This is a genomic window from Pseudomonas purpurea, from assembly GCF_039908635.1.
Lineage (GTDB): Bacteria > Pseudomonadota > Gammaproteobacteria > Pseudomonadales > Pseudomonadaceae > Aquipseudomonas > Aquipseudomonas purpurea.
Window position 1 is genome coordinate 361,535 of sequence record NZ_CP150918.1, and the last position, 16,149, is coordinate 377,683.

The 16,149-nt window shown below is 57.1% G+C and carries 9 protein-coding genes, 1 tRNA gene and 2 pseudogenes; 1 reads left to right on the forward strand and 11 read right to left on the reverse strand.

Translation table 11 applies throughout. The annotated features are described in order from the left end of the window. Positions 1 to 79 precede the first annotated feature (79 nt). The 11 genes and pseudogenes from AABM54_RS01660 to AABM54_RS01710 form a co-directional block, all read right to left on the reverse strand. A complete protein-coding gene (locus AABM54_RS01660; RefSeq protein ID WP_347903303.1) occupies positions 80 to 3,271 on the reverse strand; it encodes a type I restriction endonuclease in 3,192 nt (1,063 codons plus the stop codon). Positions 3,272 to 3,343: 72 nt separating this feature from the next. Beyond that, positions 3,344 to 5,026, reverse strand: a complete 1,683-nt coding sequence (locus AABM54_RS01665) for an RNA-binding domain-containing protein (protein WP_347903304.1) — start codon at positions 5,024 to 5,026, stop codon at positions 3,344 to 3,346. Positions 5,027 to 5,030: 4 nt separating this feature from the next. Continuing rightward, positions 5,031 to 5,984, reverse strand: a complete 954-nt coding sequence (locus tag AABM54_RS01670; RefSeq protein ID WP_347903305.1) for a GIY-YIG nuclease family protein — start codon at positions 5,982 to 5,984, stop codon at positions 5,031 to 5,033. After that, the gene (locus AABM54_RS01675) at positions 5,981 to 7,228 is read right to left on the reverse strand and encodes a restriction endonuclease subunit S (RefSeq protein ID WP_347903306.1); all 1,248 of its coding nucleotides are present in this window, start codon (positions 7,226 to 7,228) and stop codon (positions 5,981 to 5,983) included. The genes AABM54_RS01670 and AABM54_RS01675 overlap by 4 nt, the downstream gene beginning before the upstream one ends. Then, positions 7,225 to 9,145, reverse strand: a pseudogene (locus AABM54_RS01680) (N-6 DNA methylase). Before AABM54_RS01680 ends, AABM54_RS01675 begins: the two are co-directional and overlap by 4 nt. Before the next feature lie 133 nt (positions 9,146 to 9,278). After that, a complete protein-coding gene (locus AABM54_RS01685; protein ID WP_347903307.1) occupies positions 9,279 to 9,752 on the reverse strand; it encodes a hypothetical protein in 474 nt (157 codons plus the stop codon). 172 nt (positions 9,753 to 9,924) lie between these two features. Then, a tRNA-Phe gene (locus tag AABM54_RS01690) sits at positions 9,925 to 10,000 on the reverse strand. Positions 10,001 to 10,103: 103 nt separating this feature from the next. Next, complete coding sequence (locus tag AABM54_RS01695; RefSeq protein ID WP_347903308.1) at positions 10,104 to 10,376, reverse strand: oxidative damage protection protein; 273 nt, start codon at positions 10,374 to 10,376, stop codon at positions 10,104 to 10,106. After that, positions 10,373 to 11,440: an A/G-specific adenine glycosylase gene (mutY, locus tag AABM54_RS01700; RefSeq protein WP_347903309.1), complete on the reverse strand. Its 1,068-nt coding sequence runs from the start codon at positions 11,438 to 11,440 to the stop codon at positions 10,373 to 10,375. The genes AABM54_RS01695 and mutY overlap by 4 nt, the downstream gene beginning before the upstream one ends. Next, positions 11,437 to 13,664 (reverse strand): annotated as a pseudogene (locus tag AABM54_RS01705) (AsmA family protein). The gene mutY and the pseudogene AABM54_RS01705 overlap by 4 nt, the downstream one beginning before the upstream one ends. Before the next feature lie 84 nt (positions 13,665 to 13,748). Next, positions 13,749 to 14,147 carry an acetyl-CoA sensor PanZ family protein gene (locus AABM54_RS01710; RefSeq protein WP_347903310.1) on the reverse strand — a complete coding sequence of 133 codons (399 nt, stop codon included), beginning with the start codon at positions 14,145 to 14,147 and terminating at the stop codon, positions 13,749 to 13,751. A 224-nt stretch (positions 14,148 to 14,371) separates the two neighbouring features. Here AABM54_RS01710 and AABM54_RS01715 point away from each other — a divergent pair, with 224 nt between their 5' ends. Further along, a complete protein-coding gene (locus AABM54_RS01715) occupies positions 14,372 to 16,033 on the forward strand; it encodes an OFA family MFS transporter (protein ID WP_347903311.1) in 1,662 nt (553 codons plus the stop codon). Positions 16,034 to 16,149 lie beyond the last annotated feature (116 nt).

The window sequence follows — 16,149 nt, forward strand, 5'->3', positions numbered from 1 at the left end:
TTTTTGTTGGCCTTCATGTGATGTTGACACCACATGAAAGCTGACCTAGTCCTGGTTGCAAGGGTTTTAGGTCGATTCGTTAACCTTGGCGGGATTGTTCGATCAAGTCTGCCCCTGCATCTTTTCTCAGCAGTTCATACAGCACTGTTATGAACATATCTCGAGTGGCTTCATCGCTAAGCAGTTGTGTTGCCATGTTTGCGTGGCTGCTCATGGCATCAGCAATGGCCTGGATGGCCTTTCTCGGCAGATCGGCTTTCATGGCCTGTTCGCGAGTATTGTTTTGCACCTGGTCCATGACCACGTTGTCAGTTCGCAGCTTCTCCGAGACATGTACGGCGAACGCAACTTTGTCGGTGTCAGTAATGTTTTTGCCGAAGGCTTCGTTGAGCTTCTCAATCAACTCCGACAGATACTTCTTCTCCCGATCACGCGCATCTCGAAGTCCATTATCAGTAACGCTATAAAGGCGAGGTGTCTCTTCTGACGGAACTAGACCTCCGAGAGCCGTGCCTTGGTGGATCTTGTAGTGGCTCAATGTCAGGTCCGCGAGGTCGACTTGATCGGAGCCAATACCTTTGAGCCGCTTGCGCAGTAAACGAGCGAAACTGGCGAAGGCCTCCAGTGACGGATCGGCAAACTCTACTAACTGCGCCACGTATTCGTAAGTTCGGACGAACTTGGTCAGGCTTTCGCTGAAAATCATAAGCTCGTCGCGTTTCTTGGCAAACTCGGCACGCTGGACGTCAGCGTTCTGCATGTCCTGCTCATCACCCTGCTCATTAGCGATTTCCCAGGCTTTTTCCCATTTGTCAATGCCGTCGTTGAGCAACTTGAGTTTGCCGTTGAAGCGGTCGGTTGCTGGCTGGGTCAGGGCATAGAGTTTCTGGTGGGTAACCTTTTGATCAACGATTGCATCACCAAATGCAATCACTTCAGCACGGTCGTAGATGTACATCTCGTCGAGACGTTGCTTGATGTCGTAGACGATGTTCGGGTCTTGAATATCCGCTACTTGTGCGTCTCGGTAGAAGGTCTTGAAAGCCTTTAGGATTTCTTCGGACTCGTTGGCGAAATCGATGACAAAGGTCTTGTCCTTGCCAGGATAGGTACGGTTCAGACGAGACAGCGTCTGCACGGCTTCAACGCCAGAGATTTTTTTGTCCAGATACATTGCAACCAGTTTTGGTTGGTCGAAGCCGGTCTGGAACTTGTTGGCGACGATCATCACGCGGTAATCCGGGGTGTCGAAGGCCATACGCATATCACGACCGTTGAGCCCTGGATTGAGGTTGGTTTCGCTAAAGGCGTGATCTTCCTTGAAACCAGCGGCTTTGACTTCCTGATTGGGCACATCACCAGAGAAAGCCACCATCGACTTTATGCTGGTGTAGTCGTTGCGTTCGCAGTAATCCTGCAAGGCCAGTTGATACTTGACCGCTGAAGCACGAGAAGGCGTCACGATCATTGCTTTGGCTTGGCCATTCAATAGATGGCTGACGTTCTTCTTGAAGTGTTCAACGATCAGTTCGACTTTCTGTCCGACGTTGACCGGGTTCAGCGCCAACCACTTGGCCAACGCCCGATTGGCGCTTTTTTCATCAACTCGCTCGTCCTGGCTGTCCATGAAAGTCGCACCGATCTTGAAGGCGACTTTGTAGCTGCTGTAGTTCTTAAGGACATCAAGAATGAAACCCTCTTCGATCGCCTGCTGCATGGTGTACAGGTGAAAGGGGACCGGTGGGTTCTCGGTGCTGACAGGTTGTTCTGGATAGCGCGTGCGCCCAAAAAGACTCAGCGTTGAGTGTTTAGGGGTAGCGGTAAATGCAAAATAGCTGGCATTGCCCGGCCGCTGGCGCGATGACTGCCAAACCGACAAGCGCTGTTCCTTGGTGAGCAGCTCCCACTCTTCTTCGCTTTGCCCGGTCAACACATAGCGCAGATCGTCCGCGGTGGTGCCACCGGTGGAACTGTGGGCTTCGTCGATGATGATTGCGAAACGCCGGTCACGTAGCGACTGCTCACCGAGAATGGCTGTTTGCGCATGAGGGAATGTCTGCAATGTACAGATGATAATCGGTGCCCCGTCGAGCATGGCGTTTGCCAGTTGCTTACTCTTGGGCAGATTCGATGTTTCTCGGTCGATGGCCCGTACCAGCCCGGTCTGATGATCGATTTGCTGGATGGCGTCTTGCAGCTGTTTGTCCAGGACCTGACGGTCGGTGATTACCAGAACGCTGTGAAAGTAAGGCTCGCCATCCGGGCGGCGGATACGGATCAGCGAGTGAGCGGTCCAGGCGATGGTGTTGGTTTTGCCGGATCCGGCGCTGTGCTGGATCAGGTAGGGTTGGCCTGCGCCTTCCTTCTCCACCTCATGCAACATCGCAGTCACGCTTTCCCATTGATGGAAACGTGGAAAAATCAGCGTTTCCTTGAAGGATGCAATGCCCTTGGCGTCTTGCACTTCCTTGCGCTCAAGCAGCACGAAACGGTGGAAGATCCGCAGCCAGTTGTCTTTTTGCAGCACCTGTTGCCACAGATAACTCACCGGATAACTGCCGTCCTTGTTAGTCGGGTTCCCCGCGGCACCGTCATTACCTCGGTTGAAGGGTAGAAAGAACGTTGAGTCACCGGCCAGTCGCGTGGTCATGCGGATATCGCTGTCACTCATTGCGAAATGCACGACAGCGCCCCGACGGAACACCAGTAACGGTTCGGCCCGACCGGTTTTCACGCTCTTGGGCGGGCGGTCCTGGCAGTACTGCTGCATGGCTGCTTCCACTGACTGAGTGAAATCGGTTTTGAGCTCGACCGTTGCCACGGGCAAACCATTGATGAAGAACACCAAGTCAATTTCGTCGGTCTTGTCCTGGGAGTAGCGCAGTTGTGGAACCACTCGCAGACGATTAGCGGCGTAGTACGCAATCACGGTGTCGTTGCGCGCATCTTCAGGCAGGGCCTGACTCATGGTCAGAATGGCGGCTCCTGGAACAGGAAAACCATGGCGCAACACGTTGATAGTGCCGCCGAGGTTCTTCTGGAGTTGTTCCACCAGTCGGTCGAGCAAAACGGTGCGGGTGCTGTCACCGTGCATCTGACGCAGTTTTGCCAACTGCTGTGGGTGAGTGTCATTCAGCCAGTCGAACACATCTTCCGGATACAACGCCCGCGCGACGTCATAGCCACTGGATTTACCGACCAGCCAGCCGCTATCGGCCAGTTGCTCGATGATGTGGCGTTCCAGTTCACATTCGTGGTGGATGTGGGACATGTGCGATCCTTCACAGCTAAATAGAACCCGGTTTGAGCGGGGGAGTTTGTCTAGAGTTTGACTAAAGTTTGTCTAGATAAAGAGGCTTGGTGCGGGTTTTAGAACCCATCGACCCTTATGCAAACCCCCTGATTTTTCAATGGTTTTGTCCCGTGTCGACATCGCGTTCAGCAGGTTGCGAAATTTGTTCTGCTTTTGTTTTTCGTCTAAAGCGTCTGAAAGTTTGTCTAGGATCAGCGTGACCAGTTCGTCGCGGGAGGCGGAGCCATAGTGCTTCAGGTAATCGAGGATCAGGCGTTTGTAGTAGGCGTCGTCGAAGGCTCGATTACGTATGTAGTCGCTCTTGTTGCCAGTGGTTTGGGCTACCTGGGCGGCAGTGTAGTAGTTCGGCTTTCGGCCTTCGATGAGGCCTTGCTTGCGAAGCATTCCAGCGGCGGTGTCGGTAATCGGCTGCTTTTTCTGAACCCGGTCCAGCAGCATCACCGTGTTTAGCGGAAGATCATCACGTTCAAGCAGAAGCAGCGTGTAATTCTCGTCAATCACATGTCCGTAGATTTCCAGCACGACTTTTTTCGATTCGGACTTGCTGTAATCCGGTAGCGGAAAATAGCGGCTGCGCTGTGACAGGGTCATGGTGCGGATACCGAAGCCCATGGTGTCGATCATGTTCAGGCTGACCATGGCCTGGGTCAGCCAAGGGTTGCGGTAGCGACTTGGGGTCTGCTCGCCGCTGAAATAGTCCTCAGGCTGGCCCTCGAAAAAGCCACCGGCACTTTCGAACACCAACCGGTCGACGCGCTCGGTGACGATAATCCGTGAACGCAGCTGATAGTCCTGGTGGGCGATGCAGTTGTGCAGGGCTTCGAGGATGACGCGAGTGTCGTATTTACTGACCTCGGTTGCCAGCAGTTGGTTTTGCGGGAACAGCTTGTAGCTGATGTTGCGGATGCGGTGCAGCACCTGAGTGGTTGCCAGCAGGAACGGTGGGGCGAAATGCTCGTAAGCCTGCTCTTCGCCGGTCAGCTTCCAGGTGATTTGTGCCAGTGTTGGCAGAAAGTGGCTGGATTGCGGTTTGCCGAGCAATAACAGTGCAGTGTGGGTGATCTGGCCCTGGATGGTGATTTTCGCTTTATCCAGAAAGGTCGCGGTATCCCATGTGGGGATGTCCGGCGCGAACGAAGCGTTTCGATACTTTTCGGCGAATTTCTCCCGCGCCACGATCAGAGCCTGTTCATCCAGATCGTCGAGTGTTGCGCCTTCCACCGTTTCGGCCGACCAATCACGGTTGTCGATCGGCTCACTCAGAATGGCTTCCAGCCGCTCCTGACGCATTTCAACCAGCGCGTCGTCCAGGCGCTGCCAAGCTTTGTCATGGGCATACACCGGCAGACGAGGTCGATGCTGGGGGATATGAAACACCCAAACGGTTTTACCGCTATCGCCGGTGGTGAAGCTTTCGACGCGAAAGCCTTCCGAGTCCAGATTGCTGCAACGCCCCAGCAGGCGCTGGCGGATGTTCTCCGGTGTGTAATCGTGAAACTTCTCGATGCCGACAATCCGTAACGAAGCGTCCTCTACCCCAATCACCAAATGCCCGCCCGCCATGTTGGCAATGGCGGACAGGTAGCTGGCAATGTCCTCGCCTTTGCGCCCGGACACGGCGTGGGTGAGGTTTTTGAACTCCTTCCACTCGCAGGCGGCGTTTTCCTTGGGGAAATGCTCGCGCAGATAGTGCTGAAGGGCGGCTTCGTTCATTGGGTTAATCCGTGGGGGGCAGGGCAGGTTGGGCTGGCTTGAGTGCCGCGACTTGCTGCTCCTGCCAGGCGGCGTAGGTTTGGCCGGTGCTTTCCATCAGCCAAGCTGTTCTTCCGCTGGCGGCACGCCCCAAGATAACAGCAGCAGCGGCGCTCGGACTCTTGAACGCGTAATCATCGACAAACACGCGCAAACCGTTTTCGGATAACGGGAATACGGAGTCCTCGATAAGACGGGTATGGAGTGTCTGATAACAATGAGGGGTGCTGGTCCAGTTGGCGCTAGCGTTAGAGCCCTTGAGTACAAAGAACTCGCCATCGATTTCTTGTGCGCGGGCCTTGATTGGGGAGCCCTTTTTGGACAGTTCAAAGATTGGCGACTGGCTGACAGTTATTGAGTGAGTGTCGTTTGCCAGACTGACCTGCGAGGGTTTGGTTACTTCACGCAAAAACTCAAAGCCCAACGCGGGCAACACGATACGGATCTGCTCCAGGAAATACTCCATGTCAGCGCGATCTGACTCGGGCAGATTGCCGTAGTCATGGGCGGTGCCATTGATGAGAGTACATTGCCCGATGTTCCTGGCAACGCTCATTAATCGACTCTCCAGGTACTTGGCGTGGGCCTTGGTCAGATTCAGGTCCTTGCTGGTCACCAGACAAACCCGTTCCCAGAAATCCTTGCCGCCCTGATCTTCGGTCCTGTTGTGTTGCTTGAGCCGCTGCGCCACATCGTCCGACTCACCGATATACACCTGAGTGCGCAGGCTGTCTTGCGGGTCTGGCCCGATCAGAAAATACACACCGGTGCGGGCGCACTCAGGGCGCTGAATCAACTCGACCAGTTTGCTGCGTGGACCGGTCAGTACATGGCCGGTCCAATTCATGATTTCGGCCGTCAGCAGGCCTGTGGGCGTGCCGTCCACCAGGAACAGGCGAATGCTGCGGCCTTGGGTCATGAGGCCTCCCTTAGGTCGATCTGGCCGGTGACGGCGGCGGTGATGAGGGCGGAGCGGCGTTCTTTTAGCAGGGTGAGGCTGAGTTCGGTTTTGGTGATTAGGGTGTCGAGACGGGTGGTTGCTTGATTAAGGTAGTTAACAATACCCTCTTGATCTTGCTTTGGTGGTACCAATACGAAGCAAGCCCCTAGTTCTTCTGCATTGAGATGTGGCTGTGCTGCCCGCATTTTTTCCAAATCAATTTGATTGGATTTCAAGTAGTCGCTAAGCAGGGCGTATTGTAAAAAGTCTGGTTCAATACTATGTGCACTAGCGACCATGTCGAAGCCTGCGATGCTTGGACAATGCTCTTCGCGCACAATGGCCGAGTCACCAGTATATGCCCCACTTCGAACAACAATGATGTCTCCAGGCGCAAGCCAAACAATTCGCTTTTCAGGGATGTCTAGTGGGTCAACATAAACCAGACCTTTGCTTTTTATTTTTCCAGCGTCAACATTAGTTGCCCTTATTAAGGGTGTTCCTTCAGATTTGTATGCTGGAGGCTCACCAATTCCATAGCGAATATTTGCTAGATGTTTAAAACTTCTGACACTCCACTGCTCGGGGATTTCTTTCACGGATGTTACTTCTATGCCTTTCATTTTCGCCCTAGGATCGAGGCCTTTTGAGACGGCATGGGTGATCAGCGTCTGGCGTTTTTCACGGAGAAGTTCGATGAAGCGGGTTTTCCTCTCCAAGAGTCCATCAATTCGGTCGGTTTCTCGGTCGAGATGGGTGGCGACTATTCGTTGCTCTTGAACAGAGGGGGTGGCAAACGTGATTTGTCCCAAAACCTCTTGGGTCATGCTAGGAAGAGCGGTATTGGTCGAGTAGCGATCAAACTGGATTGTTAGAGCGCAATAATATAGGTATCGGGCTACCGACTTTGGGCTGGTTAGCGTGTAATACATTGTGTCAACGGTCCAGAAGGGACCATTGACGTATAGTGGTTTGTCGACGGTTCCTTTTCGTCCGAGAAGTACAGATTCGCCGTTAAAAAGATATTCAGTAGCGTAAGTGAATGCACCGCCGGAGCCAAAGACAGGATATCCCTCGCTATCACTTTCGACTGCTTTGTAATCTCTGCCATTTTGAATCGCGGCTAACCACTTTAGTGGTACTACTTCCCAATGCTCCGGCACGCGCCCCAACCACTCCACCCCAGAATCCTTATAAGCCGGATACGGCTTGTAATGACTCATGCCGTCACCTCGTTCAACAGCGCAGCGATCTCCGCTTCCACGGCTTTCAGGTCCGCATCAATCTCCGTCAGCGAACGTGGCGGCTGGTACTGGTAGAAATAGCGGTTGAAATTGATCTCGTATCCCACGATGCCCACCAGGCCATCCTTCTCGTCACACTTGCTGGTGTCGATCCAGGCGTCAGGGACGTGTGGCAGTACTTCGCGGGCAAAGTAGTCTTCGATGCGCTGGTTGAGCGGCACGTTTTCGTTTTCACGCAGGTCGCTGTCGGCCTGCAACTGACCTTTTTCGCCCAGTACCGGTTGGGCTTCAGGGTCGCGCTCACCGAAACAGCTGAACAGCGCTTTCTGTGTAGCTTTGCCAAGCTTTTTGACCCCGGCAGCCTTGAGGAAGGCTGGCAGGTTGTCGAAGCTGCCTTCTACCGCCGCGAACTGAGCGATGTAATCGGCACCTTTGCTGTCCGCGTAGGTGGCGACTTTCTCGGGTGTGACACTGAAGCGCAGGCGCAGTGGGCGTTCGACAGTGATGCGGCGGTAGCCGAAGTCGGTGGTGTTGAACATCTTGCTGTTGGGTGCGTCTTCACCCGCATCATGCAGGCGGGCGATGTCGGCGATCTGGCCTTCCGAGAGCAGTTTGCGTTTGCTGCCCAGGGATTTGCGCATCGGCGCGTGCATGGCGGTGGCGTCGATCAATTGCACCTTGTTCTTGCGTGTCGCGTCCTTGTGGTTGGACAGCATCCAGATGTAAGTGCCAATGCCGGTGTTGTAGAACAGGTCGTTGGGCAGGGCGATGATTGCTTCCAGCCAATCGTTTTCCAGAATCCAGCGGCGTATCTCCGACTCACCGGAGCCGGCGCCACCGTTGAACAGCGGCGAGCCGGACAGCACGATGCCAATCCGGCTGCCGCCCAGTTCGATAGGTTTGCGCTTGGACAGCAAGTGCATCAAAAACAACAGCGAGCCATCACCCACGCGTGGCAGGGCCTGCACCAAAGCGCCCGGCGAAGCCTTTGTGTTTTTGCTCGTCCTGCACCTGCTTTTGGACCTTTTCCCACTTCACCCCGAATGGCGGGTTGGCCAGGCAGTAATCGAACTGCTCATGGGGCAGTTGGTCGTGGGAGAGGGTGTTACCGAGCTTGATATTTTTGGTCTCGAATCCCTGAATCAACTTATCCGCCAGCGAGATGGCGTAGGTCTCGGGGTTCAGCTCTTGGGCGTACGGGATCAGGCGCGCGTTAGGGTTCCACTCGGCAACCTGCTCGATGGCCGACGACAGAAAGCCGCCAGTACCAGCCGCGCAGTCGTAGACGGTGCGGACCACGCCCTTGCCATTCAGCGCTTGGTGATCGGGAGAAAACACCAGGGTGGTTGCCAGCCGCACCACATCACGGGGGGTGAAAAACTCCCCGGCAGTGTCGTTGGCCGACTCGGCGAATTTGCGAATCAGATGCTCGAACACCAGGCCCATTTCATGGTTGCTGATGGTGTTGGGGTGCAGGTCGATACTGGCGAACTTCTGAGTCACCAGGTACAGCAGGTTGGCGCTTTCGAGACGGTTCAGCCAATCGCTGAAGTTGAAGTGTTGGAACACTTGATGGGCGTTGGCCGAGAACTTGGCGATGTAGTCTTCCAGATTCGCCCGGGTGCTCGTCGCGCCAACGTTGGCCAGGTCGTACTGCGAAGTGTTGTAGAAGGTCGCTTGCGCGATGCCTGGCAGAATCAGGTCCAGGTCGACGGTGGTGTTCTTCAGTGCAGTGAACTGGGTACGTACTTTGTCGCGGGTAGGTTCCAGTACACATTCCAGCCGGCGCAACACGGTGAACGGCAAGATGATGCGACCGAACTCGGATTGCTTGAAGTCACCGCGCAGGACGTCTGCCACGTTCCAGATAAAGTCGGCCAGGTTTTGCTGATTCACGAGTGTTCCTCTCAATGCATTGCGAGCCTGGACCTGGCGGCAAGGAGGGAGATGAATCGGAAAATGGTCATCCCTGCACGCAAGCCCTAAGGCGTATCGCCAGCGGGCGATTTAATTGGGCGCAAGGATGCCATTAATCGATGCGCGGGGCATCTTCCTCAAGTAGATCAGCGCCCAAGTCGGCAGCCACTTCGTCCATGGCCTGAGAAAAATCCGCAACTACGTCTGGTGCATCGAGCCATTTGAGGGTTTCGTCTTCTGTGGCGCCATGGGCCCACTTCCGGTAATCAATCAAAAAGAACTGAATAAGAGTTGCCATTGTTTCTGAGGGATCGCCCGACTGGCTCATCTCTTGTTGCAGGCCTTGATCTGCCGAAAGCACATCAGCCAAGGCGGTGAACATCGTGACGAACAGATCTTTGCGACTTTCGTCCTCTGCTTCTTGAAACAGGACGAACAGGCTCTCCAAATAATCGATCGGATGCGCGCTTGCTCCGTCAGAGAAATCGCCGAGTTGCGCAGGGTGGCTGCTTCTAGCCACGCGCTGCTGCTTGGCCTTTACCTTGGCGCGTTTGGCTCGCTTTTGTTGTTTGGTCTGGGATGCCATTGGATTGTCTCCATCTGCACAAGGGCGATCCAGTTGATTAAAGCGCAAAGCGGCCGATCGTTTAAGTCTCGGCGATGTAGGAAAGAGTATTAGGGGGTGGCGTGGAGCGAGGCGTCATCAAATTCCAGGCATAAAAAAACCCTGAATCTTGCGATTCAGGGTTTTCGGTATTTGGTGCCCAGAGACGGAATCGAACCGCCGACACGGGGATTTTCAATCCCCTGCTCTACCGACTGAGCTATCTGGGCAACGGGGCGCATTAAACGGGTTTTTCAGGGGGTCGTCAAGCAAGTTTTCAAAAAATATTTAATTATTACCGTCGCTTACGATCCAACCCCCGGTTTTACGGGATTACTCGGCAGGTGGAACGTAGCCTTCGGCCTTGGCGTAATCCTCGCCGGAGAAGAACTTGTCCATTTCGCCCTGAAGATATTTGCGGTCTTCGGCGTTCATCATGTTCAGGCGTTTTTCGTTGATCAGCAGGGTCTGGTGTTTTTGCCAGTCGGCCCAGGCCTTTTGCGAAACGTGGTCAAAAATGTCCTGGCCTTTGGCGCCGGGGAACGGTGGACGCTCCAGGGCGGGCAATTCTTCTTTGTACTTGCGGCACATGATGGTGCGGGTCATGACGACTCTCCTGCGTTCAATACATCGGCCGCGCGCTTCAGCAGTTTTTTCACCGGGGCGGCAAGGCCCAGGCGCGGCGGGGTGGCGAGGTTATACCAGAGCCAGTCGGCCTCGGCCACGTGATGGCTGGCCTCCTGGACCCGGACCAGCCAGGGTTCGATCGATAACTGGAAATGGCTGAAGGTGTGCACCAGCCCCGGCAGTTCCTGATGTTTGCCCAGTTCCAGCGAATGCTGCATGGCCAGGTGTTCCAGGTCCGCGAGGTCGTCCAGCTCCGGCAGGCTCCACAAACCGCCCCACAGGCCCGTGGACGGGCGACGGTAAAGCAGAATGGCGCCGTCGCGGTTGGCGAGCATCGGCATCAGCGTGCGCTTCTGTGGCACGGTTTTACGCGGTTTGGGGATCGGGTAGCGGGTTTCCAGGCCAAGCATGTGCGCTTCGCAGCCCTTTTCCAGCGGGCACAGCAGGCAACTCGGCTTGCTGCGGGTGCAAAGCGTAGCGCCCATGTCCATCATCGCCTGGGTGTAGGCGTTGACCCTGTCATGAGGCGTGAAGCGCTCAGCGGTGGCCCAGAGCTGTTTGGCGACCTTGGGCTCGCCGGGGTAGCCCTCTTGCGCGGTAAAGCGCGCCAGCACGCGTTTGACGTTGCCGTCGAGGATCGGCGCCCGCAGGCCCATGCTCAGGCTGGCGATGGCGCCGGCGGTGGACAGGCCGATGCCCGGCAAGTCGGTCAACTTCTCGACATCCCGGGGAAACTCGCCACCGTACTCGGCCACGACAATCTTCGCGGTCTTCTGCAAGTTGCGGGCGCGGGTGTAGTAACCCAGCCCGGTCCACAGGTGCAGCACTTCATCTTCCGGTGCGGCGGCCAGCGCTTCGACCGTCGGCAACGACGCCATGAACCGGTCGAAGTAGTTCAGCACGGTGCTGACCTGCGTCTGTTGCAACATGATTTCCGACACCCACACCCGATACGGGGTGATGCCCTGTTGCCAGGGCAAATCGTGGCGACCGTGGCGGTCGTACCAGTCCAGCACCGCCGTTGAAAACTGCTCGGCTCTCATCGTTTGAACAGTCCCTTGAGGGCGTCTTTCAGTTCCGGACTGACTTTATTGCCGAGTTTTTCGTCGATTTTTTCGCTGATCCTGTCGCTGGCCAGTTTGCTGGCGACTTGGCCCAAGCGCTCGTTGTCCAGGCGGCAGGCCTTGGCGCCGAGCTCCAGCGGGCCACGGCAGCGCAATGGCCACTCGATGCCGACGAATTTCTCGCCGACCTGGCAGGGCCGGGTCCGGCATGTCACTCTTGTCGCCTTCGACGATGATGCCCACGCGATAGTCCATGCCCAGCACCCGCAGGTCGATGTCGCCATCGGCGTTGACGGTCATGCCGGGAATGCGCACTTTCAGGTCCGGGTTGCTGGCCACGCCGTTACGCAAGGTCAGGTTGCCCTTGAGTTCCTGGAACGGTGTGTCCTTGCCGCGAGGCTCGCCGCTGAGGGTTTTGCGGTTCAGGGTGGCGATGCCTTTGCACAGTTGTTGTTCAAGGTTGGCGTTGAGCAACACGCCATTGTTGATGACAAAACTGGCGGTGCCGTTGAGGCTGTCGATCAGCGCTTTCTGGCTGTTGCCGCTGGCGGTCAGGTTGCTGTTGAGCGTCACCAGGCCTTTGACCGGCGGGTTTTTGCCTTGGCTTTCGAGGATCTTTTCCGCTGGCACTTTGCTGATCTGCGTCTGCATGCTCAGCAGGGGCACAGGCTGGCGTACGTCGAGGGTGCCCTTGGCGTCGAAGCTGCCGTTGTACAGCTCGCCGCGCAGGTTTTGCAGGGTCAGCAGGCCGCCCTGGCCGGTGGCTTTGAGGGCGGCGTTCTGGATCGGCAACTTGTCGAGGGTCAGTTGGCCGAAGGTCAGGTCGGCGTCCACGTCCAGTTTGCTCAGGCGTTCGGTGGGCAGCAGTTTTTCGGTGCTCCAGGCGCCCTTGGTCGGTGCTTGTGGCAGCGGCGTGGTGCCGGCGCCCGCCATGGCATCGGCCTCGGTGCTGTTGACTTCGGCCTGGCGCGCCACCGTGGCGCTGTTGGCCTCGGCGGATTTTGGCGGCAAGTAGCGATCAACGTTGAAGGTATCGCCCTTGAGCTGCATGCGCAGTGATTGCTTGGCGAAATCCTCGACGGCGATGCGCCCGCTGAAACTGCTGTCGTCGAGTTTCAGGTTGATGTTGTCCAGCGACACGCTGCTGGGCGTGCCGGCGATGCGGCTGACCAGTTCAACCTTGCTGAGGCTGCCTTCGGCCATGGCCGGGAGTTTCTGGCCGATGCTGTCGACAAACTTGGCCAGGTCGAACTGGGCAATCGAGATTCCGCCGCTGATCTGCGGGGTCTTGTCCAGGTCGTTGACCTTCAGTTCACCGAGGGCGCGCAGCTGGTTGGCGGAGATCTTGATCCCGGTCCACTCGGCGATGTTCGCGGCCTTGTCCAGCAGCAACTGGCCCTGGGCCGAGAAGGTCATTGTCTTGCCTTGCAGCGGGTCGCCGGAGACTTCGCCGGCGAGTTTCATGTCTTCGAATTGATAGCGCTTGAGGGCGCGCTCGAAACGCAACTGGCCGTTGAGTTCGGTACGGACCCGCAGGACCGGTTGGTTACTCGCCAGGAAAGCCGTGAGCTTGACTGCAATGTTGGTCGAGTCGTGGACCGGCCCCGGTGCTCAACTGAATGCTTTCGGCGCTGAACTGCTTGCCGGTCTGCTCGTCGCTGTATTCGACCCGTGCGTTGTTCACGGTCAGGCTGTCGATGTCCAGGCGAATCGGCTGGGCCGGTTTTTCTGCGGCTGCGGTTTCAGTCGCCGGTTCCGTAGAACTGGTCGCCGGAGCATCGGCAGGTTTGGCGACGGGCGCGACCTTGCCGATGTCTTCCCAGTTGCCGTGGCCGTTCTTGTCGCGATTGAGGCGCAGGTTCAGGCCTTCGACGCGTACATCGCTCATCTGTACTTCACGACGCAGCAACGGCAGCACGCGTACCGACAGGCCGAGCATTTGCAGGTCGGCGAACGGGGCGGTGGGGTTGGCCAGGGTCGCGACACTGGCTTCGTGCAATTCAAGGCCCAGCCAGGGGAACAGACTCCAGCCGATATCGCCATTGAGCGTCAGCTCGATGTGGGCCTTGTCACGGGCAATCTGGCGAATCTCGTCTTTGTAGTCGTTGGGATCGAAGAGGTGGGTCAGGGCAAAGCCCAGCGCCACAATGATCAGCAACAGCCCGAGAAGTACCAGACCCAGGATTTTGCCGAACGCTTTCATGGGCGAGTCCTTGTAGTTAGTCGAATTCGAAATTTAGCCGGGGAGTATAGCGCTCCGAAACTGACGGCTGGTCACGGATCGCGTCTACAGTACATCCAGCGGTAACCGCAGCTTGGCCGCCAGTGCCTGGGCTTCGAGGTGCCCGTCCGGCGCCAGCAGGCGCAATGTCGCGCCGCATTGCGACGCCATTTCCTGCGCTTGGTTCACCAGCCGCTCTGCAACGCCACGGCGGCGGGTGATTTTTCGTACGCACAAATGGGACAGAGTCCAGACGTCTTGCTGGCGTTGCAGGCGTGCCGCGCCGAGCAGTCGGTCATTGAAACGCCCGGCGATCAGCGAGCCGTCGCCCAGGAAATTTTCGATCAGTTGCAGGTCGTCGGCAAACGGCGCCAGCAGCCACTGCGGGGCATCGCGGTAAATTTTCTGCAGGTCTTGCTGATCCTGGAGTGTGGCCTGGTTCAGTGACTCGACGACGATTGGCATGGATGATCCTTGAGCAATACGAGAACAGATGGCATGGAAAAGACCGTATCAGACTGGCTTTTCTGTCACGGGCAAATGGTAACCTCTGCCCGTTCGTCCGTCCTTCTGCGACTTCGCGTCGCGCCCTAATGGAGCCTCACCGAAAAAAACGGCCATGCCTGCGTGCACAAGGCTGTGGGAGGCGGGTGGCTGGCGAACCCTACTAATAATTGGGGGAAACACTAATGAGCACGAGCACCGAGGCGGGCATTGCTCCCGTCCAGCCTGCGTTCCTGTCCAAGGAGCGCATCATCGCCAGGCCCGGTTTCAACCGTTGGCTGGTGCCACCGGCCGCACTGGCCATCCACCTTTGCATCGGCATGGCCTACGGTTTTTCGGTGTTCTGGTTGCCGCTGTCCAAGGCACTGGGCGTCACGACCACCGTGGCCTGTGCGCCGGAAATGAGCTTGATCGCGCAGATCTTTTCGTCCGGGTGCGACTGGCCGATTTCGATGCTCAGCCTGATCTACACCCTGTTTTTCATTTTCCTGGGCTGTTCGGCCGCGATCTGGGGCGGTTGGCTGGAGCACGCCGGGCCGCGCAAGGCCGGTGTCGTTTCGGCGCTGTGCTGGTGCGGCGGTCTGCTGATTTCGGCGCTGGGGGTTTATACCCACCAGATCTGGCTGATGTGGATCGGCTCCGGGGTGATTGGCGGTATCGGACTGGGGCTAGGTTACATCTCGCCAGTCTCGACCCTGATCAAGTGGTTTCCGGACAAGCGCGGCATGGCCACCGGCATGGCGATCATGGGGTTTGGCGGTGGTGCGATGGTCGGCGCTCCGCTGGCGGCGGCCTTGATGAGTCACTTTGCGACGCCCACCAGCGTGGGCGTGTGGCAGAGCTTCCTGGTGATGGCCGCGATCTACTTCGTGTTCATGATCGGCGGCGCCTTGGCCTATCGTGTTCCGCCAACGGGCTGGAAGCCTGAGGGCTGGAGTGCGCCGGCGAAGAAAGCCGCGAACGCGATGATCACCCACCGCCATGTGCACGTGAACGTGGCCTGGAAAACCCCGCAGTTTCGTCTGGTGTGGCTGGTGCTGTGCCTGAACGTGTCGGCGGGTATCGGGATTATCGGCATGGCGTCGCCGTTGTTGCAGGAAGTATTCGCCGGCAAATTGCTGGGCAACGACCTGACCTTCAATCAGCTGGATACTGCGCAATTGGCGCAGATCGCCGCGATTGCCGCCGGTTTCACCGGTTTGCTGAGCTTGTTCAACATTGGTGGACGGTTCTTCTGGGCGTCGTTCTCGGATTATCTGGGCCGCAAAAACACCTATTTCGTGTTCTTTGCCCTGGGTTTCGCCCTGTATGCGCTGATTCCTAACCTTGGTCACCTGGGCAACATCGCGCTGTTCGTGGCTGCGTTCTGCATCATCCTGTCGATGTATGGCGGTGGTTTTGCAACGGTGCCAGCGTACCTCGCGGACCTGTTCGGTACGCAAATGGTCGGTGCCATTCACGGTCGCTTGCTGACCGCGTGGGCGGCGGCGGGGATTCTCGGGCCGGTGCTGGTGACGCTGTTGCGCGAGTATCAGTTGGCAATCGGCGTCGAGCGTGCGGCAGCGTATGACATCACGTTGTACATCCTCGCGGGCCTGTTGGCGTTGGGTTTCCTCTGCAACCTGCTGGTGCGCCCGGTGGCTGACAAGTACTTCATGACCGACGCCGAACTCGCCGCCGAACAGGCGCGAGGCCATGACAAGGGCGCTGACAGCAGCACCGTGCTGGAGTGGAAAGCGTCGCCGGGCAGCCTGCCGTTGACCATCGCGGCCTGGCTGGTGGTAGGCATTCCGCTGGCGTGGGGTGTGTGGGTCACGTTGCAGAAAACGGCGGTGCTGTTCCACTGAGGTATTTCCCAGGCTGGCCTGAAAGCTTCTGTTCAGACCTGAATTGCACCGACCCTGTGGGAGCGAGCTTGCTCGCGATGGCGGTCCGACAGTCGACAGAAATGTTGAATGTGAGG